Source organism: Streptomonospora nanhaiensis (assembly GCF_013410565.1).
Taxonomy (GTDB): domain Bacteria; phylum Actinomycetota; class Actinomycetes; order Streptosporangiales; family Streptosporangiaceae; genus Streptomonospora; species Streptomonospora nanhaiensis.
This window is the reverse complement of sequence record NZ_JACCFO010000001.1, coordinates 3,638,377-3,657,487: the sequence shown is the minus strand read 5'-3', so window position 1 is coordinate 3,657,487 and position 19,111 is coordinate 3,638,377. Positions and strand designations below refer to the sequence as shown.

Annotated in this window: 15 protein-coding genes; 7 read left to right on the top strand and 8 right to left on the bottom strand. The window is 74.7% G+C overall.

Annotated features, from left to right (window positions below; translation table 11 throughout):
* Positions 1-115 precede the first annotated feature (115 nt).
* Entirely contained in the window at positions 116-847 is a 732-nt protein-coding gene (locus tag HNR12_RS15945) for an alpha/beta hydrolase (RefSeq protein ID WP_179768225.1), read from the top strand.
* 136 nt (positions 848-983) lie between these two features.
* Here HNR12_RS15945 and HNR12_RS15940 read toward each other — a convergent pair whose 3' ends face one another.
* The 4 genes from HNR12_RS15940 to HNR12_RS15925 form a co-directional block, all read right to left on the bottom strand.
* On the bottom strand, positions 984-1,661 hold the full coding sequence (locus HNR12_RS15940; RefSeq protein ID WP_179768224.1) for a GntR family transcriptional regulator: 678 nt from the start codon (positions 1,659-1,661) through the stop codon (positions 984-986).
* 159 nt (positions 1,662-1,820) lie between these two features.
* Positions 1,821-2,564: a maleate cis-trans isomerase family protein gene (locus HNR12_RS15935; protein WP_179768223.1), complete on the bottom strand. Its 744-nt coding sequence runs from the start codon at positions 2,562-2,564 to the stop codon at positions 1,821-1,823.
* Between the two features lie 41 nt (positions 2,565-2,605).
* On the bottom strand, positions 2,606-3,472 hold the full coding sequence (locus tag HNR12_RS15930) for a maleate cis-trans isomerase family protein (protein ID WP_179768222.1): 867 nt from the start codon (positions 3,470-3,472) through the stop codon (positions 2,606-2,608).
* 81 nt (positions 3,473-3,553) lie between these two features.
* Positions 3,554-4,036: a DUF3830 family protein gene (locus HNR12_RS15925; protein WP_217781716.1), complete on the bottom strand. Its 483-nt coding sequence runs from the start codon at positions 4,034-4,036 to the stop codon at positions 3,554-3,556.
* Between the two features lie 672 nt (positions 4,037-4,708).
* Here HNR12_RS15925 and HNR12_RS15920 point away from each other — a divergent pair.
* From HNR12_RS15920 to HNR12_RS15910, 3 genes are all read left to right on the top strand, one after another.
* Entirely contained in the window at positions 4,709-5,719 is a 1,011-nt protein-coding gene (locus HNR12_RS15920; protein WP_179768220.1) for a D-2-hydroxyacid dehydrogenase, read from the top strand.
* A gap of 81 nt (positions 5,720-5,800) precedes the next feature.
* Entirely contained in the window at positions 5,801-7,267 is a 1,467-nt protein-coding gene (locus HNR12_RS15915) for an amidase (protein WP_179768219.1), read from the top strand.
* 243 nt (positions 7,268-7,510) lie between these two features.
* Positions 7,511-8,182 (top strand): response regulator, encoded by a 672-nt coding sequence (locus tag HNR12_RS15910; RefSeq protein ID WP_179768218.1) that lies wholly within the window; start codon positions 7,511-7,513, stop codon positions 8,180-8,182.
* Positions 8,183-8,212: 30 nt separating this feature from the next.
* Here HNR12_RS15910 and HNR12_RS15905 read toward each other — a convergent pair whose 3' ends face one another.
* Positions 8,213-9,982, bottom strand: a complete 1,770-nt coding sequence (locus tag HNR12_RS15905; protein ID WP_179768217.1) for a sensor histidine kinase — start codon at positions 9,980-9,982, stop codon at positions 8,213-8,215.
* A gap of 756 nt (positions 9,983-10,738) precedes the next feature.
* Between HNR12_RS15905 and HNR12_RS15900 the strand changes: the two genes are divergently transcribed.
* The gene (locus HNR12_RS15900) at positions 10,739-11,821 is read left to right on the top strand and encodes a hypothetical protein (protein WP_179768216.1); all 1,083 of its coding nucleotides are present in this window, start codon (positions 10,739-10,741) and stop codon (positions 11,819-11,821) included.
* Positions 11,822-12,254: 433 nt separating this feature from the next.
* A complete protein-coding gene (locus HNR12_RS15895) occupies positions 12,255-13,385 on the top strand; it encodes a hypothetical protein (protein WP_179768215.1) in 1,131 nt (376 codons plus the stop codon).
* Positions 13,386-13,791: 406 nt separating this feature from the next.
* Here the strand turns inward: HNR12_RS15895 and HNR12_RS15890 are convergent, their stop codons facing one another.
* The 3 genes from HNR12_RS15890 to HNR12_RS15880 form a co-directional block, all read right to left on the bottom strand.
* Positions 13,792-15,051: a L,D-transpeptidase gene (locus HNR12_RS15890; RefSeq protein WP_308118624.1), complete on the bottom strand. Its 1,260-nt coding sequence runs from the start codon at positions 15,049-15,051 to the stop codon at positions 13,792-13,794.
* 250 nt (positions 15,052-15,301) lie between these two features.
* Positions 15,302-16,678, bottom strand: coding sequence for an LCP family protein (locus HNR12_RS15885; protein ID WP_179768213.1), 1,377 nt, complete (start codon positions 16,676-16,678; stop codon positions 15,302-15,304).
* 370 nt (positions 16,679-17,048) lie between these two features.
* A complete protein-coding gene (locus tag HNR12_RS15880; RefSeq protein ID WP_179768212.1) occupies positions 17,049-17,321 on the bottom strand; it encodes a GlsB/YeaQ/YmgE family stress response membrane protein in 273 nt (90 codons plus the stop codon).
* A gap of 645 nt (positions 17,322-17,966) precedes the next feature.
* Between HNR12_RS15880 and HNR12_RS15875 the strand changes: the two genes are divergently transcribed.
* Positions 17,967-19,097 (top strand): S1 family peptidase, encoded by a 1,131-nt coding sequence (locus tag HNR12_RS15875; protein ID WP_179768211.1) that lies wholly within the window; start codon positions 17,967-17,969, stop codon positions 19,095-19,097.
* Positions 19,098-19,111: the final 14 nt, after the last annotated feature.

The following is a 19,111-nucleotide window of genomic DNA, read 5'->3' as shown; positions in this document are numbered from 1 at the left end:
GACCGAGGAGGTGGTACCCGTGAACGTTTCGACATGGGTGCTCCCCTCCGGGGTCGCGGTCGGGCGATAGGTCGTCCGGGAGCGCCGTTTACGAGCACTCCCGAAAGGCACGACCGTGCGATTCACCTCCGAACAGCGCCTCGACGGCGGCGTCCTCGAGCGCGAATTCACCCTCGGCGAGATCCCCGGCATCCTGTGGACGCCCGGATCCGCCTCCGCACCGGCCCCGCTGATCCTGGTCGGCCACCCCGGCGGCCTGCGCCGGATGTACCCCCGGCTGGCGGCCCGGGCCCGGCACTCCGTGGCGGAGGGCTTCGCCGCGGCCACCATCGAGCTGCCCGGGGGCGGTGACCGGCCCCGGCTGGCCGCCGCCGAGGAGGCCCGCGCCGACCTGCTCCGGGCCCTGGCGGCCGGCGAGCCGGTCAGCGGCGAGATCGTCGACCGGCTCGTCCTCCCCCTGGTGGAGCAGGCGGTCCCGGAGTGGCGGGCCGCCCTGGACGCCCTCCTCGCCCTGCCCGAGATCGGCGGCCCGGTGGGGTTCTCGGGGGGAGTGATCTCCATCGGCGTCCGGCTGGCGGTGGTCGAGCCGCGCATCGCGGCGGCCCTTCTGTTCGCCGGGAGCTTCGTGCCCGCCGGCGTGTTCGAGGAGGCCCGGCAGGTCACCATTCCGCTGCAGGTGCTGCTGCAGTGGGACGACGAGGGAAACGACCGGCAGGCGGCCCTGGACCTGTTCGACGCCTTCGGCTCCAGCGAGAAGACACTGCACGCCAACATGGGCGGGTACACCGGCGTCCCGCACTTCGAGTGGGAGGCCGGGGACCGGTTCTTCGCCCGGCACCTGAAGTGAGGCCGGGCCGGCGGGCCGGCTACAGGAGATAGGCCGCCGGGCGGCGCGGGCGGCGGAGCCATCACGGCAGCGGCCCGCGCCGCCCCCTCCGTGCGGGCGGCGCGGGCCGTTCGGGCCGTCGGTGCGGGTCGGCGGGTCAGTTGCGGGCGGTCGGCGCGCCCGCGTTGATCCGCTCGACCGTGTCGAGCATGTGCGACTCGATGAGACGCAGCAGGAGCTCCTCGTCGCCGTCGGTTATGGCGTCGAGCAGCTTCTGGTGCTCCTCCACGAGTTCGTCGGCTTCGGGGTAGACCTCCTGCATCACCGTGAGGCACATGCGCGCCTCGACCAGCAGGGTCTCGGCCATGCGCTCCAGCCGGTGGTTGCCCGAGCAGCTCACCAGCGCGCGGTGGAACGCCTGGTCGGCGTCGCTCATGGCCGTGCGGTCGCCGGTCCGGGCGGCGGCCACGAGGTCGTTCAGCGCGGCCGTGAGCCGGGCCAGCGCCTCGCCCCGGTTGCCGCGCATGATCAGCTCGCAGGAGGCGCGTTCGACCGCCAGCCGCGCCACGTAGATGTCGTGCACGTCCTCGGGCCCGAGTTCGCGCACGAACAGCCCGCGGTGCCGCTCGCTGCGCAGCAGCCCTTCCTGCACCAGGCGCTGCATGGCCTCGCGCAGCGGGCCGCGGCTCACCCCGAGCTGGGCGGCGAGGTCGGTCTCGCCGAGTTGGTCGCCGGGGGCCAGGGCGCCGTGCATGATGGCCGAGCGCAGCTGGTCGGCGATCAGTTCGGCGGTGGACCGCCGCGGGACGGGTTCGAGTCGGCCGGGCGAGTTCATGGCATCCGTACTCCTCTGTCTCTTCTTTTATGATGGCGCGTCCGCGGCGGCGGCGCGCCCTCTCATGGTCGCGCGGCCCGCCCGGCGGGCGGTACCGCGCGGCGCGGCCGGAACCCGCCAACGGGTTCCGGCCGCGCCGGCTGTGCCACGGGCCGCGCTCTAGCGCTCGACCGCCGCCGCTGCCCCGGCCCCGGCGCGGAACAGCGAGCCCAGACCCTCGCGGGGGGCGGTCGCACCGGCCAGGCGCAGGCCCTCCCACACGCTGACCTGGTTGGCGGTCAGCACGGTCTTGCCCAGCCGGTCCTCCAGGGCGTCCAGGACGCCGGCGCTGTGCAGCGCGGTGTCGGGCACCAGGACGGCCTCGGCGTCGGGGTGGTCGTTGGCGGCGACGAAGTCGAGCACGTCGTCGGCCGGCAGGGTGCCGACCTCGGCGGCGGTGACGATGCCGCGTCCCGACCACGCCGCGACCTCGATCCCGGCGGCGCCGAGGAAGTCGGCGAACCGGCTCGCGACGTCGTCGGGGTAGGTGGCCGCGACCGCCACCCGGCTCAGCCCCAGCGCCCGCACGGCGTGCACGAACGCGAACGAGGTGCTGGAGGCGGGCGCGCCCGCCTCGGCGGCCACGCCCTCGGCCTGGGCGCGGGCGCCCTCCCAGCCGAACACGAAGCTGCCGCTGGTGCACGCCCACACGGCGGAGTCGACGCCGCGTGCGCGCAGTTCGCGGGCGCCCTCGCCTAGGACGTCGGCGCCGCCGACGTCGAGCAGGGCGTCGACCCGGTGCGCGTCCTCGCGCATCAGCGTGTGCACCAGGTGGAGTTCGACGTCGTCGCCCAGCAGCCGCTGGAACGCGGGGTAGTCGTCCTCGGCGCTGTAGCCGGGGTAGAGGAATCCGACACGGGTCATGTGCGGCACGACCCTCCCTTCGGTGTGGATCGGCGCGGCCGTCAGGCGGCGGTGCGCGCGGTGGCGTCGACGAGGTGCTGGCCGTGGGCGACGGGCTGGCGGCCCATCGCCTGGAGGGCGGCCCACATGGTCACCTGGTTGGCGGCGATCACGGGCTTGCCGAGCATGCGCTCCAGCGGCGCGATGATGTCGTAGGTCAGCACGTTGGTGCAGCTGATGAACACGGCCTGGGCGTCGGGGCGGTCGGCGTCGCGCACGGCCTGGACGACCTCGGAGTAGGTGGTCTTCCAGATGTGCCCGAGCAGCCCCAGCCCGACGCTGGAGACGGACTCCACGCCGTGCTCGGCCAGGTAGTTGAGGAGGCGGCCGGTGACGCTGTCGACGTAGGGCGTGACAACCGCGATCCGCCGGAGGTCCAGCGCCTCCAGGGCCTGGATCAGCGCGCCGGAGGTGGTGACCGCCTCGGGCGCGCCGGCGTCGAGGATGCACTGCCGCAGCCGCCGCTGGCCGTCGGCGCCGTGGACGAAGCTGCCCGAGGCGCACGCGTAGCCCACGACCAGGGGTTCGGGCGCCAGCAGGTCGCGGGTGGCGCGGGCGACGTTGGCGCCGTCGCTGAGCGCCGACGCCTGGTCGACCGTCACCGGGACGGGGACGAACGGCAGCCGCGTGACGTACAGCGAGACGTCGTCGGGGGCCCAGCGCCACAGCTCGCGGTCCAGCGCGAAGTCGTAGGGCGCCACGATGCCCACGCCCGACTGCCACGGGGTCTCGGCCACCGCCGACAGCTCCACCACCGTGGGCGCGGGGTCGGGGGTATGGCCGGCGGGCTTCACGTGCTTGTCGAGGATGACCCGCTCTCCCTGGTCGTCGCCGCTCACCGGTGCTCCGGCGGTCCGATCGGTCCGCATTGGTCACTCACCTCCTTCTCTTCGTGTTCTCGGGTGTGCGGGGCGGGGCCGCCGCGTGCGGCCCCGGTCGGACGGGGCGGCTCAGCGCTCCAGGCGCCGGTAGACGAGGCGCTCGCCGATGCTTCCCGAGCGCCAGACGTCGTTGCACGCCTCGGCCATGGGCGCCAGGCCCTCGACGATGGTGGCGTAGACGTTGCCGGGCACCCAGCCGACGTCGCCGTTGAGCAGCAGGTTGTTGCGGCCGTAGAAGATGGCGAGGTCGATGACGCCCGGCAGGTGGTCGATCCCCTTCTCCTCCTTGAAGCGGCGGTCGAGCATGCCGCCGTTGAAGGAGAAGTAGACGACGTCGCCCGGGATGGGGGTGACCGTGGGGTTCTCCTGGCCGGGCTCCTCCTCGGCGAAGCGCGGCACCATCGCGTACACCTCATTGCGGGCGTACTTGGCGTGGTAGATGTCGCCGCCCTGCGGCAGCGCGTTCCACACGGCGTCGCAGGTGCGCGGGGCGTCCTTGTCGAGGAGTTCGGCCACGCAGGAGACGCCGCGCTTCTCCAGGCTGATGGACATGTACCTGGGCATCGTCGTATCACGGCCTTTCCGTTGGTCGAGCGGGCGCGGCGGGCCGGGCGGGCCGCCGCGGGCGGGGGATGTCGGTGGTCGGGCAGCGGGGGCGGAAGGGACCGGCCGCGGTGGCGGGACGGGGAGCCGGCCCGGACGCGGGCGCGGACCACCCTGGGAGCGGAAGACAACCGATGATCGGACTAATGGGCAACGCTGATGGACGCCGGTGACAACCCTGGTATGTGTGACGCTCTCTCGCGGATTCGCTTTCCGCCGTGCCGATCTGCCAACGCGCCATCGCCCCAGCCCCGCCGGCGCCGGAGACGGCCGCCCGGCGGGCGCTGATTGTCGACAATCATACGATCGCGGAGCCGGGTGGATCAATGGCCGCGCGGCACCGGGGTGTTACGTGTCCGTGACGCCGGGGCGGGCGCCTTCGGCGGTGGCCGAGCGAGAGAAGGGCCGAGGCCCGGGCGTACCCCGCCGCCGGTGGGCCGCTCTGGATATTGTTGACAATCGTACGGGCGCTGCCTAGCGTTTCATCCGCCGCGCGGATCCGGCCTCTGCCGGGAGGGTGTCCTCCCGGGCGGGCGCGGGTACCGGGTAGGCGGCGGCCGGCCCCCGCGGCCGCCCACCGCGAACCTGGCCGTCCACACCGCGAACCGGGAGCCGCCCGCAGTGACCACCGGACCACCGCAGCCCGTCCACCTCGCCGTCCTGCACGGCGGCGACCTCCCGCCCGGCCACGGGGCCCTCGACTCCGACCCCCGCCTGGCGTCGGTCCGCTACGCCACCGCCGACACCCTCGGCGAGGCCCTGCCCGGCGCCACCGCCCTGTTCGTCTGGGACCTGTTCTCCGCGGCCCTGCGCACCGCCTGGCCCAAGGCCGACTCCCTGCGCTGGGTGCACGCCGCCACCGCCGGTGTCGACAACCTCATGTTCGCCGACCTGGTGGCCTCCGACGTCGTCCTCACCAACTCGCGCGGGGTGTTCGACCAGCCCATGGCCGAGTACGTCCTGGGCCTGGTCATCAGCTTCGCCAAGGACCTCCACGGCACCCGCGACCGCCAGCGCGAGCGCGTCTGGCGGCACCGCGAGACCGAGCGCGTCGCCGGCCGGCGCGCGCTGGTCGTGGGCACCGGGCCCATCGGCCGCGCCATCGCCCGCCAGTTGCGCGCCGCCGGCCTGGAGGTCGAGGGCGCGGGCCGCACCGCCCGCACCGGCGACCCCGACTTCGGCACCGTGGTCGAGGCGGCCCTGGCGCCCGCCTCGGGCCCGGGACTGGCCGACGCCCTGCCGCGCGCCGACTTCGTCGTGCTCGCCGCGCCGCTCACCGACGCCACCCGCGGCCTGGTGGACTCCCGCTTCCTGGCGGCCATGGCGCCCACCGCGCGGCTGATCAACGTCGCCCGCGGCCCCATGGTCGACGAGGACGCCCTGGTGCGGGCGCTGCGCGAGGGCGCCATCGCCGGTGCCGCGCTCGACGTCGCGCGGACCGAGCCGCTGCCCGGCTCGTCCCCGCTGTGGGACCTGCCCAACGTCATCGTCTCGCCGCACATGTCCGGCGACGTGGTCGGCTGGCGCGAGGAGCTGGTCGCGCTGTTCGCCGACAACCTGGACCGCTTCCTCCAGGGGCGCGAGCTGCGCAACGTCGTGGACAAGCGGCGCGGCTACGTGTCCGGCCCCTGACACCCCCCGCCGCACCGCCGTCCGGCGGCCCGGCGCCGTACCGCCCTCCGCGCGCAACCGCACAGCAGGAAGGACGCACACGTGAGTACCAAGTTCGACGGGCCGGCCCACACCGGCGCCGCACCGCGCCCGGAGCAGGCGCGCCCGGCCGCCCCCGACGACTCCCCGGCCTGGCTGCCGGCCACCGAGCTGCTCGCCGCCTACGCCCGCGGCGACCTCTCCCCGGTGGAGGCGACCGACGCGGTGCTCGACCGCATCGCGAGCGAGAACCCCGTGCTCAACGCGTTTTGCCTGGTGGCGGAAGACGAGGCCCGCGCCGCCGCGCGCGCCTCCGAGGAGCGCTGGCGGCGCGGCGAGCCCCTGGGCCGGCTCGACGGCGTGCCCACCTCGATCAAGGACGTCATGTTCACCCGGGGCTGGCCCACCCTGCGCGGATCGGCCACCACCCCGCCCGACCAGGAGTGGGCCGAGGACTCCCCGGCCGTGGCGCGCCTGCGCGAGCACGGCGCGGTGTTCGTCGGCAAGACCACCACGCCCGAACTGGCCTGGAAGGGCGTCACCGACAGCCCGCTGACGGGCGTCACCCGCAACCCGTGGGACCCCGCCAAGACCCCCGGCGGCTCCAGCGGCGGCGCCGCCGCTGCCGTGGCCGCCGGCATGGGCCCCCTGGCCACCGGCACCGACGGCGGCGGGTCGGTGCGCATCCCGGCGAGCTTCACCGGCATTGTCGCGCTCAAGCCCACGTGGGGCCTGGTGCCGCACTACCCGGCCAGCGCCTTCGGCAGCCTGGCCCACTCCGGGCCGATGACCCGCACCGTGGCCGACGCCGCGCTCATGCTCGACGTCATCACCGGGCCCGACCCCCGCGACTGGGCGGCGCTGGCCCCGCCCGCCCACTCCTTCACCGCGTCGCTGGACCGCCCGGTGCGCGGCCTGCGCGTCGCCTACAGCCCCGACCTCGGCCGCCTGGCGGTCGACCCCGAGGTCGCGCGCGTGGTCGCCGCGGCGGTCACGGCCTTCGAGGAGCTGGGCGCCGTGGTCGAGCAGGTCGACCCGCCGATCCCCGACTGCCTGGAGCACTTCCACATCCTGTGGTACTCCGGCGCGGCCAAGGCGACCGAGCACATCACCGGCGAGCGGCGCGAGCTCCTCGACCCCGGGCTGCGCGAGATCATCGAGGAGGGGCGGCACCACTCCGCGCAGGACTACCTCACCGCCATGGCCACCCGGATGGCCATGGGCGAGGCGATGGGCCGCTTCCACGCCGACTACGACCTCCTGCTCACGCCCACCATGCCGATCGCGGCGTTCGACGCCGGGCTGGAGGTGCCGCCCGGGTCGGCCGAGCGCCGCTGGACCAGCTGGGCCGGGTTCAGCTACCCGTTCAACATGACCCAGCAGCCGGCCGCGAGCGTGCCGTGCGGGTTCACGGCGGCGGGACTCCCGGTGGGCCTGCAGATCGTCGGGCCCCGCCACGGCGACGCGCTGGTCCTGGCGGCCGCCCGGGCGTTCGAGACGGCGCGGCCCTGGGCGCACCTGCGGCCCTGACCCCGCCCGCGCGGAGTCGGTCCACAGGCTGTGGACGGGCGCGCCGGAACGCCCGGCGCGCACCGGCCCGCGGCGGCCGGTGCGCGCCCGCGCGCCTCCGGCCGCGCGGCGGGGGCGTTACGGCCCGGCCCGAACAAGGTCGGGACCTTGGTCCCAGGCGATTCGTGGCCTTTGTCGGCATATGCTCCGCGTCGGCGGACTACCGTCGTACCAACGGCGGACACGAGCGAAGCGAGGGCCACCATGACGGCGGGCGAGCCGGGCGAGGAGTCCACCCCCATCCGGGTCTTCCTGGTCGACGACCACGAGGTCGTCCGGCGCGGCGTGGCCGCGATGCTGGAGGGCGAGGGGGACATGGTGGTCGTCGGCGAGGCCGGCACCGCCGAGCAGGCCATCGCGCGCATCCCGCTGGCCGCCCCCGACGTCGCCGTCCTCGACGTCCGGCTGCCGGGCGGGTCGGGGGTGAGCGTGTGCCGGGAGATCCGCTCCGGCCACCCCGAGATCGCCTGCCTGATGCTGACCTCCTTCGCCGACGACGAGGCCCTCTACGACGCGGTGATGGCCGGGGCCGCGGGCTACGTCCTCAAGCAGATCCACGGCGCCGACCTCGTGGGCGCCGTGCGCACCGTGGCCGCCGAGGGCTCCCTGCTCGACCCCGCCAGCGCCGGGCGCATGCTCGACCGGCTGCGCGAGGGCCCGCCCGAGCCCGACCCCCTGGCCGAGCTGAGCCCCCAGGAGCGGCAGATCCTCGACCTGATCGGCGAGGGCCTGACCAACCGGCAGATCGGCGAGCGGCTCTACCTCGCCGAGAAGACGGTCAAGAACTACGTCTCCAGCCTGCTGTCCAAGCTGGACCTCCAGCGCCGCACCCAGGCCGCGATCCTCGTGGCGGAGCTGCGCAGCAGGCGCCGCTGAGGCCTCCGCGCGCCCGGCCCGGCGCCCGCCTCAGCCCGCCCGCCGCGAGGCGTGGCCGGCCCGCTGGGAGCGCCGCGCCGCCCGCTGCTCGGCGCGCCGCCGCTCCTCCGGGTGCAGCGGAACGCTCCAGCGCAGCGCGGTGCCGCCGGTGGGCCGCGACTCCACCGCGAACTCGCCGCTGAGGGCGTCGGCGCGCTCGGCCAGGTTGAGCAGGCCGCTGCGCCGCCCGTTCTCGGAGATGCCGCGCCCGTTGTCCTGGACCTGGAGGGTGAGCCAGCGGTCGGCCTCCACCGACACGTGCACCTCCGAGGCGCGCGCGTGCCGCGCCACGTTGGCCAGGGCCTCGCCGAGCACCGCCAGGAGCTGGTCGCCGACCTCCTCGGGCACCGACGTGTCGATGGCGCCCTCCAGGCGCACGCCCGGCTGGCAGCCCAGGGAGCGCGCGGCGCCCTCGGTGGTGGCCAGGACCCGGTCGCGCAGCGTCAGGTTCTGCGGCGGCGGGGGCTGGCGCAGCGCGAACACGGTCGAGCGGATCTCGCGGATGGTCTCGTCCAGTTCGTCCACGGTGCGCTGCACCCGGTCGCCGGCCTCGGCGTCGGCGATCAGCCGCAGCGTGCTCATCAGCGTCATGGCCGAGGCGAAGAGCCGCTGGATCACCACGTCGTGCAGGTCCTTGGCGATGCGGTCGCGCTCCTCCAGCACCACCAGCCGCTCGGCGTCGCGCCGGGTCTCGGCCAGCTCCAGGGCCACCGCGGCCTGCGCGGAGAACGCGTCGATCATGCGGCGGGTGGCCTCGTTGAACGGGGAGAGCGCGTCGTGCTTGCCCAGCAGCAGCACGCCGCGGGTGTGCTCGGGCGTGCCGATCGGCACGAGCAGGCCGGGGCCGAACCCGCGGTGGGTCAGCATCGGGCAGTTGGCGTGCCGCAGGTCGGAGATGGCCACCGCCTCGCCGTTGCGGTAGACCCAGCCGCACTTGGTGTCGGACATGTCGATCGGCGTGTTCAGGATCTCCTCGGCCACCGCTCCGTCGGCGATCTTGGCGATGAGGTTGCGTTCGCTTCTGTCGGGGAGCAGGACCACCGCGATGTCGGCGCCCGACATCTCGCGCGACTGCCGCGCGAGGTAGCCGAGGACCTCGTCGGTGTCGTCGCCCGACAGCAGCCGCGTGGTGACCTCGGTGGAGGCCGCCAGCCAGCGCTCGCGCAGCCGGGTCTCCTCATACAGCCGGGCGTTCTCGATGGCCACGCCGGCCGCGGTGGCCAGCGCGGTGACGACGGCCTCGTCCTCCTCGTCGAACTCCTCGCCGTTGCGCTTCTCGGTGAGGTAGAGGTTGCCGAACACCTCGTCGCGGACCTGCACGGGCACGCCCAGGAACGAGGTCATCGGCGGGTGGCCCTTGGGGAAGCCCTGGAAGTCGGGGTGCTCGCCCAGGTCGCGCAGGCGCAGGCTGGCGCGGTCGCGGGTGGGGACCGCGAGGATGCCGGTGCCGAAGGGGAAGACGGGGATGCGGCCGGTCTCCTCCTCGGTGAGCCCGACGGGGATGAACTCGGCGAAGCGGCCGTCCTCGCCGATGACGCCGAGTCCGGCGTAGCGGGCGTCGACCAGGTTGGCCGCGGCCTGGGTGAGCCGCCGCAGGACCGTGGCCAGGTCGAGGTCGCTGCCGATGGAGAGGACGGCCTCCAGCAGGGAGTGCACGCGGTCGCGGGTCGACAGCGCCGATTCGAGGCGGACGTGCAGTTCGGAGATCAACTCGTCCAGGCCCATGTGGGGGAGGAAGGAACGTTCCGGGGTATCGGACATCGGATGCACACCTCCGGGTGCATACGTACTCGCTGCGGCCGATCGGGTGCGGCCGGTGGCGGCGCGGACGGGCTGAGGGGTGTACCCACCGCGACCGGCCCAGGGGCGATCGTCCGGCGTTACCGGTTTCCGCGGGGCGACGGACCGGGTTCAGGGCAGGATACGGCACCGGTTCGGGGAAGCGGTTTCACAGCGGCGGCCGCCGCTGTGGCGGTGCCGCGAGGGCCGCCGGGGCGCCGCCGGAGCCCCCAGGTCAGTGCGAGGGAAGGGGTGCCGTCCGCGTGCGGGGGGCGCCGGCCGGGCGGCCGGGCTCCGGGTGGCCCGCCCGGCGCGGCCGCCGGAGGCCGCCGCTCCGGGCGGCGCCGGACCGGCCCGTCCGGGGGCCCGGGCGGACATGCCGGTCCGGGCGGGCGCCGAGGGCCGATTCACCTCGCCGCGCGGCCGTCTTCCCGGGAGACTCCCCGGAGAACGAACCGGATACGCGGGGGCATACGGCGTGTACGGTGCGAGAAATTTCGCGGATCACGGTTGTGATCTGTAGCTGTCGTGCTACGGTCGCGTTCTGTCGGGGATACGGACCCTGGTTTCGGGTCCGGAATCCGTGTGGGCCCCGGTGTCCGAAACCGGGGCATCCCGCCGCCCCGATCCAGTGGCGTCCGGCGTCTTCTTCGAGACCGCCGGCCCCACCGGCCCACCCTGGGGCACCGCGGGAGACCGCGGCGCACAGCACTCCACCGCCACGGCGAAGGGACCGCCATGCCGACCACCGGCCGCACGGGACGCGCAGCGCGCGTCGCCGCGGCCGTGCGCGCGGCCGGGCGGACTCCCGCGCGCCGGTGGCTGCTGGTCGCCGGGGTGCTCGCCGGCGCGTGGTTCGCCGGCGCGGCTCCGGCCGCGGCCGACGCCGCGCTCCAGGGGCAGTTGGGCGCCGGAGCGAACGCCGTGAGCGAGCGGGTGGCGGACACCCCCGCCGGCGCCCACGGCGCCGGAGCCGGCGCCGAGGCGCCCGTCCCGGCCGCCGGCGCGCCCGCCGCCGAGACACCGCCGCAGCCGGCATCCGCCGACACCGCGGTGCCGGTGGAGCCTCCCGCGCCCGAACCCCCCGCCGTTCCCGAGGCCTCCGCCCCGGCTCCGGCCGCGGACGCGGTGGACCCGGCCGACACGGACCCGGCTCCGGGATCCGGCGGCCCCTCGCGCGCCTCCGGCGCCGGCAAGGGAGGCTCCGCGGACCTGGGCACCGCCGTGGACGCGGTGCGCGGTATCGGCCGCGACGCCGGCCGCGCGGTCCCGCTCTCCGTCGGACCGCCCGACCACGCCGCCGCCGACTCCGTCGCCGCGGCCTCCGGCCGCCCGTCCGCCGGCCTGCCCGACCTGGGCATGAGCCCCTTCGCGCCCGGCCTGGGCCGCGGCGCGGCCGTGCTCCCCGGGCTCGACCTGACCGGCGCGCCCGCCGCCCAGCCGGACGGCGACACCGCCCGGCGCACCGCCGGCGACTCCGCCGGCCGCGCGGACGACGACCGGCACGCCCGGACCGCCCCGCGCGGCGGGACGGCCCCGTCCGCCGGCGCCGCCGCTCTCACCGTGCCCGCCGCCGACGCGGCGGCCGAGCCCGCCGACGGCGCGGAGACCGGTTCGGTGCCCGACGCCGCCGACCCGCCAGCCTCCGCCGCCACGGTCGGCTCCGCCCCGCAGGCCCCCCAGTACGGCGGCTTCTGCGCGGCCTACCTCCCGGTGGCCTCCTCGGCCGCGCCGGCCGCCGGGCTGCTGCCCTGCGACCGCCGCGCCCTGGCCGCGGCTCCCCGCGACCTCGGCGGCGAGCCCACCTTCTCGCCCGACTAGCCGGCCCGCCCCGCCGCGTTCGCGCACCGGTGTCCCCGCGCCCCGGTCCGGCACGCGCGCCCTCTCCGGCGACCGGCTCCAGCGGCGCTGCGCCCGGCCCTCCAACGGCCCGGCCGCACCCCGCCCTCTGGAGGCTGACGTGAGCCCCGCGCTCCCCGGCCCCGCGCCATCACGGCGCCCGGCACGGCACAGCGGGCGCACCGACCGCGAGGTTCACGTCAGTCCGAGGTCCGCCAGACACTCAGGCTGATCCCGGTGTCCCGTCTCCGTGCGCGCCACGCACGGTCGCGGCGCACCCGGGAGAGCAAGACCCCACAAGACAACGCACCGCGCACGGGCCCCCGGCCAGGGCTCCGGACGCGGCGGGCGGACTCCGGGTCCGCCCACAGGCAACGCAGACCGCACGAACAGACCACTCGGAAGGACGTTTTCCATGTTCCAGTTCGCTCGCAGCTCCGCCAAGGCCGCTCTGGTGGCGGTCGGTGCCGCAGGTTTCGTCGCGTTCGGCGCGGGTGTGGCCGGAGCCGACGTCACGGGCGCCATGAGCGCAACTGACTCCCTCCCCGTCACCGACTCGCCCGCCGTGGTGGGGCTGCCCGCCGGCCTCGGCGGCACCGTCACCCACCTGGCCGAGAACGCGGACCTGGCGACCGCGCTGCCCGCGCCCGGCACCGAGAACGTGGCGACCCCGCTGGGCGACATGTCCCACGTGGGACCGCAGGTCCAGCGGCACCTCGACACCACCCAGGGCCACGTCGACCGCGTGGGGCGGCTCGTCGGCACGGGCGGGGCCACCCTCCCGCAGACGGCGCCGCTGCCGGGTGAGTCCGAGCTGCCGACCGCCCAGACCCTGCCCGCGGCCGACGTCGTGCCCGACTCCCGCGGCCCGCTGCCCCTGCCCCAGGCCACCGAGCTGCTGCCCGCCGTGCACGGCGTGACCGGCACCGTGCACAGCACGGCCAACCAGCTGCTGCACGAGGGCGGCACGCTGCCGCTGAGCCACGAGGTCCACCGGACCGCCGAGCTGCCGGGGCTGCCGGTCAACGGGGTGAACGGGACCGTGCACAGCACCGCCAACCGGCTGCTGCCCGCCGGGGGCACGCTGCCCATGAGCAACGAGGTCCCCGGCACCCGCGAGGTGCCGGTCGCCGTGGACGGCACGCCCGCCGAGATCGCCGGTGCGGCGACCGGCCTGGCCGTCGAGCGCACCGTCGGCACGCTGCTGCCGCGCACCACCGAGCAGACGCGCGAGCTGGCCGCCCAGCTGCCGGAGCTGCCCGAGCCCTCCACCGCCGCCGTGACCGACGCCCTGCCCGAGGTCCCGGTGACCCTGGACGCCCAGGGCGGCGACCTCGGCGCACTGGAGGAGGCCGGCGTGCCCGGCGCGGCCGAGGTGAACCAGGGCGTCGAGACCGTCAACCAGCAGGCCCCCTCGGTCGAGGAGGTGGCCCAGCAGGTCGACACCGAGCAGGCCGTGGCCGACGTCGTGGAGTCGGCCGGCACCGGCGCCGGCGCGACCGGCGTGGTGGACGCGGCCCAGGGCGTCGGCCTGCCCACGATCTAACCCTGGAGGCGCCGCCCCTCCGGTCCGCCTCCGGCGGCGGAGGGGGCGCCGAACCGGGCGCGCGGTGGCCGCGCCGCGGGGGCGTCCTGGGAACTGTGGGGGTTCCCGGGCCGCCCTGGCGCGGCCCCGCCGCCCAGCCTCCCCCACCCCTGGTGGGCGGAGTGCGGGGGCCTCGGGCGCAGCGGTAGCAGGTTCCGACCCGTGGGAAGCCCCGGAGACTGTGGGGGTCGTCCGGGGCGGGGTGAGCGGAGCCGGCGCCGCCCGAGGCCCCCTTCTTCGTGCCCGGCGCCCGCGGGCGCCGCCGCCCGGCCGGTCCTTCGGCACCGGGCGTGAACGGCGCAAGGCCCGGTCCCCGTGGCGGGGACCGGGCCCTGTCCGGTCGGTGCGGCGGCGGGGCCGCCGGGCGCTACTCCTGGAAGTGGGGCGAGCCCGGGGTGCCCGGCTTGGAGGTGTCGTCGGCCTCGCCGGTGGCGCTGTTGGAGACCCAGTCGTCCCACGAGCGCTGCCAGAAGCCCCAGCCGTTGTTCCACTCCAGCTCGCGGGCGGTGCCGGTGATGTCCACCGGGTCGCCCAGGAGGCTGTTCTCGTAGAACCACTGGGAGTCGGCCGTGCTCATGTTGACGCAGCCGTGGCTGGTGTTGGCCTCGCCGAGCTGGTAGTTCCAGTCGGCGGTGTGCAGGAACTCGCCGGAGTTGGAGATGCGGACCGCGTAGGCGACGAACTCCTCGTAGTACTCGGGGGAGTCGGGGGAGACCCCGAGGGTGTCGTTGCTCATGCGGTAGTTGGTCTGGAACTCCATGGTCACGTGGGTTCCGCTGGTGGTGGTGTACGCCTCGGTGGTGGCCATGCCCAGGCTGACCGGGAACTCCTTGATCACCTCGCCGTCGCGCTCCACGGTCATGTGGTGCTCGTCCTCGTCGATCGTGGTGATCTGCTCGCGGCCCACCTGGAAGGAGAACTCGCGGTCCTCGACGCCGTAGACGCCCTCGGCGGCCGCGACGCCGGCCAGGTGCAGGTTGACGTCGACCCGCTGGCCGGGCTCCCAGTACTTCTCGGGCCGGAACACCGCCTGCTGGTCGGTGACCCAGTTCCACGCGCCCTGGGCGGGCTTCTCGGAGGTGACCTCCATGGCCGCCTCGACCTGCGCCTTGTTCTCGACCGGCAGGTCGAAGTCGACGATGATCGGCATGCCCACGCCGACCTCCTCGTCGGCGGCGGGCACGACGTTGGCGATCTCCAGCCGCTGGCCCTCGACGGCGGGCGCGGTGCTGAACTCGCTGATCACCTCGGTCTCCTTGCCCGCCTCGTTCTCGGCGACGGCGGTCACGGTGACCTCGCTGCCGGGGGTCAGCGTCCAGTCGCTCACCCACTCGGTCTTGTCCTTGTTGAGCGTGCCGGTCATGCCGGAGTCGCCCTGGCCCTCGGCGACCGACTGCTCGACCTGGACGTCGGTGATGGTGCCGCCCTGCGCGCTGACCACGATGGGGGAGTCCGGGCGGACCTCGGAGCCGCCGTCCTCGGGGGTGATGGTGACCTCGGCCTGCGGGGCCGAGGGCTCCTCGTTGGCGAGGTCGCCTTCGCCGGTGCTGCAGGCCGAGGCCGCGAGCAGGACGGTGGCGGCCACACACAGCGCGGCGGCCGGAGAGCGGGAGATGCGGAAGGTCACGTCGGGGGTCCTCCAGGTCGTCGTGAGCGGGGGTGTGCTCCCGGTCGTGGCGGTGGGGAGGGTGCCATCGCGAGGGGAGCGGGGGCGCGCGGGGCCGCTGTGCGGTGCGGGACCGATGGTGCCCGACATTGTGACGCGCGGACAGGGTGGTTTGGTTCGCGGAAACTCGGTTTTTGTTGGGAATTATCGGGAAGTCCGTGCTGGTGACGGGCCGTAACGGGCGGAACCGCCCGTCTCGCCCGTCCCCCGGCTAGTGCCGTGCGCCCGCCGCGCCGGCGGTGTCCGCCGCGTCCCCGGTGCCGTCGCCCAGCCCGTTGGCGCACGGGTTCGACGTTGCGTCGCGGCCCTGGACCCGGCCGGCCGGATCGGTGCCGTCGGCCTGGCCGCTCACCGGCGACACCGCCGCCTCGGACGGTGCCGCCGCCTCGGTGGACTCCCCGGGGGCGACCGGCTCGGCACCGGGGGCGGGGGGCGCCGGCGCCGCCGCGCCGTCCCGCTCCTCCTCGGCGCCGCCGCCGGTCACCAGGAACTGGTCGTCCACGGGCCGGTCGTTCTTGATGGCGGCGAAGAGCTCGGCCGAGAGCTCGGGGTCCCACACCACGCGGTTGGGGTCGAAGGGGGCCTGCTGCCAGGGCACGGTGTAGAACGCGATGTCGGACAGCTCCACCCCGGCGAGCGTGGAGCCGATCGAGATCATCGTCGGCAGGTCGAAGTCGTCGTCGGTGCCGGTGTGCTCGGTGACCGCCTCCAGCAGCGCGGTGGTTTTGCGCGGGTCGGTGAGGACCCCGCTGCCGGTGACCTCGTCGGCGAGGGCGCCGAGGAACATCTGCTGGCGGTCGATGCGGCCGATGTCGCCGCCGTCGCCGATCTCGTAGCGGGCGCGGACGAACGCCAGCGCCTCCTCGCCGTCGAGCCGCTGGCGGCCGGCCTCCAGGTCGAGCTGGGCGCGCACGTCGCGCATGGGCTCGGGGATGCACATCTCGACGCCGCCGATGGCCTCCACCATGTCGCGGAAGCCCACGAAGCTCAGGTGGGCGAAGTGGTCGATGCGGACGTCGGTCAGCGACTCGATGGTCTTGACGACGCACGGCGGGCCGCCGTGGAAGAGCGCGGCGTTGATCATGCCGTAGTAGCTCTCGGTGCCCTCGGTCTCGCCGTAGGGCGCGCAGTCGGGGATCTGCACGAGGGAGTCGCGGGGGAAGTTGACCACCTGCACGCCGCCGTCGGGGGAGATGTGGGCGAGCATCAGCGCGTCGGAGCGCTCGCCGACGAAGTCCCGGCCGCCGTAGGCGGCGTTTCCGCCCTCGCGGCCGTCGGAGCCGATGAACAGGATGTTGAGGTCGTCGCCGATCTTGTCCGGGCGCTCCTCCTCCACCAGAGCGGCGTCCAGGTCGTGGCGGACCATGTTGGCGCGCAGCGACCGGTAGTAGGCGTAGGAGGTGCCGGTGCCCGCCACCAGGAGCGCCGCCACGGCCGCGGCGGTCCACGCCAGCGCCCGCCGGCGGCGGCGGCGCGGGGGCGCGGGGGTGTCCGCGCCGCCGGGCGTGCCGGATTCGGAGGTGTCGCCGGGGTTCTCGGCCTCCGGGGCGGTGGAGGCGGCGTCGTCGGCGGAGGCGTCGTCGGGCATGCGCGGTCTTCCCGTCGGGAGGGCTGGCGCGCGGTCAGGGGCCGTGCGCGGGGCAGGAGGCGCTGGCGTTCGGTGTCAGCGTGTCAGCGAAAGGGGCGGCGCAAAGCGCGCGCGGGGCGAGGCCGCGGGCGGCGGAAAGGGAAAGGGGCCGCCGCGGTGCAGGGGTGATCCTACGAGAACGCGCGCGGAAGCGCGCGTGCGACTCGCGGGGTTTTCTGGGGCTTTCAGGTGTGGTGTCCGGTTATGGCAGGGGGAATTCGTCCACTGTTCTCGCGGGATTACCCGTGACCGAAACCCGGGGCGGTGGTGTGGTGCGATGCTCCGGCGTCCCCCGGGTTCCGGTCGCGGCCGGCGTGGCCGGCGGGCCGCGTCAGGTCCGCGGGCGGGACCAGAACCCCGACACCAGGCCCACGCCGATGATCGCCAGGACGAGCTGGGTGATCAGCTCCCACCAGTCGACGCCGGGAGTGTCGGCGTAGCCGAACAGGCCCGCGATGAGCGTGCCGATGATGGCCGCCACCATGCCCACGAGGATGGTGAGCCAGATCGAGATGTTCTGCTTGCCCGGCAGGATGAGCCGTGCCAGCACACCGATGATCAGACCGATGATCAGCGCGCTGATGATGCTGAGGATGATCTCCATGATGGTCCCCCTCCGGATTGGAATGCCATCACGAACGGTTATTTCCCGAATGCGTCGTAGGATGCGTGGGTTTGCCGGTTTCCTGGCCGCCGGGCGCTCCTGACCTGCGCGGACGGCGCCGGGGCGGGGTGCCGCGGTCGGCGCGGACCCCGGTCGCCCCCGGTGTCCGGGCCCCCGGAGGCGCCCCGTGCCGGGGCCGCGGGCCGCCCGCGCGGGGGCCGGGGCCGGTGTCGAGCCGAACCGGCCCGGGCGGCCGCGATCGTCTCGCCGGATACCTGGTTTGGTCTCCGGGCGTCTTACCGGCCCGCCGAGAATTGGCCGTCTTCGGCCATGGATTTGGGTTTAACGGAGAAGATGAGCGGTTTTTTCATTGTTTCGCATTGGTGAAGAGGCATGTCACCCGCTGTCGTCGGATGACCTGATGCCCCCTGTCGATCATCGTGGGCGAGAGATCCGGTATTTCCCGGTATGTGGCTGGTCTGTCGCAGGGCGTGATCTTCACTTAGGGTTTCGAGTCATTCACCGTTGGTTCGGTGGATGCGGCGGGTCCGGGTCCACAAGACCCCGCCCGCCGGGGGTTCGTGACCGGGATGCACGCCCGGGCACGCCTATTCCCTTGTTCACCCCGCTCAAGGAGTACGGCACGTGCGAAAATCCCCCCTTATCACGGCAATCGGCGGCGTAACCCTGTCCCTCGGCCTCGTCGCCGCCGCCACCACCGCGGCATCGGCCGACCCCGCCCCCGCGACCGCGGCCCCGCAGCAGTTCGCGGCCATGCAGAGCGACCTCGGCCTGACCGCCGCCGAGGCCCAGACCCTGCTCCAGCAGGAGGACCGCGCCCGCTCGCTCGAACGTGAGCTGCGGGCCGACCTCGGCGCCGACTTCGGCGGCGCGGTCTTCGACAGCGACTCCGGCGAACTCACCGTCTCGGTCACCGACGCGTCGGCGGTGGAGGCCGTCGAGGACGCCGGAGCCCAGGCCGAGGTGGTCGAGCACGGCGAGCGAGCCCTCGACGCCGTCGTGGCCGACCTCAACGACTCCGCGCCCAAGCCGGGCACCGGTGTCACCGGATGGTACGTCGACGTCGCCGCCGACACCGTCGTCATGACGGTCGAGCGCGGCGAGGAGGCGGCCGGCGAGGCGCTGATCGCCGAGGCCGGAGTCTCGCCCGAGGCGGTGCGCATCGAGGAGAGCGCGGAGGCACCCAAGACCTTCGCCGACATCATCGGCGGCAACGCCTACTACATCAACAACAGCTCCCGGTGCTCCATCGGGTTCGCCGTGACCGTCGGGTTCGTGACCGCCGGCCACTGCGGCAGCACCGGCGCCACGGCCACCGGCGCCAACGGCGGTACCGGCCGGTTCTCCGGCTCGGTGTTCCCCGGCAGCGACATGGGCTACGTCACCGCCACCAGCAACTGGACGCCCACCCCCCGCGTCAACAACTACTCCGGCGGAACGGTGACCGTCACCGGTTCCAGCCAGGCCACCCTCGGCTCCTCCATCTGCCGCTCCGGCTCCACCACGGGCTGGCGCTGCGGGACCATCCAGGCCCGCAACCAGACGGTCGTCTACGCCCAGGGCACCGTGCGCGGACTCACCCGCACCAACGTCTGCGCCGAGCCGGGCGACTCCGGCGGCTCCTGGGTCAGCGGCAGCCAGGCCCAGGGTGTGACCTCCGGCGGCTCCGGCAACTGCCGGACCGGCGGCACCACCTACTACCAGGAGGTCAACCCGATCCTCCAGCGGTGGGGCCTGACCCTCGTCAGGGGCTGACCCTCTCCGCGTGA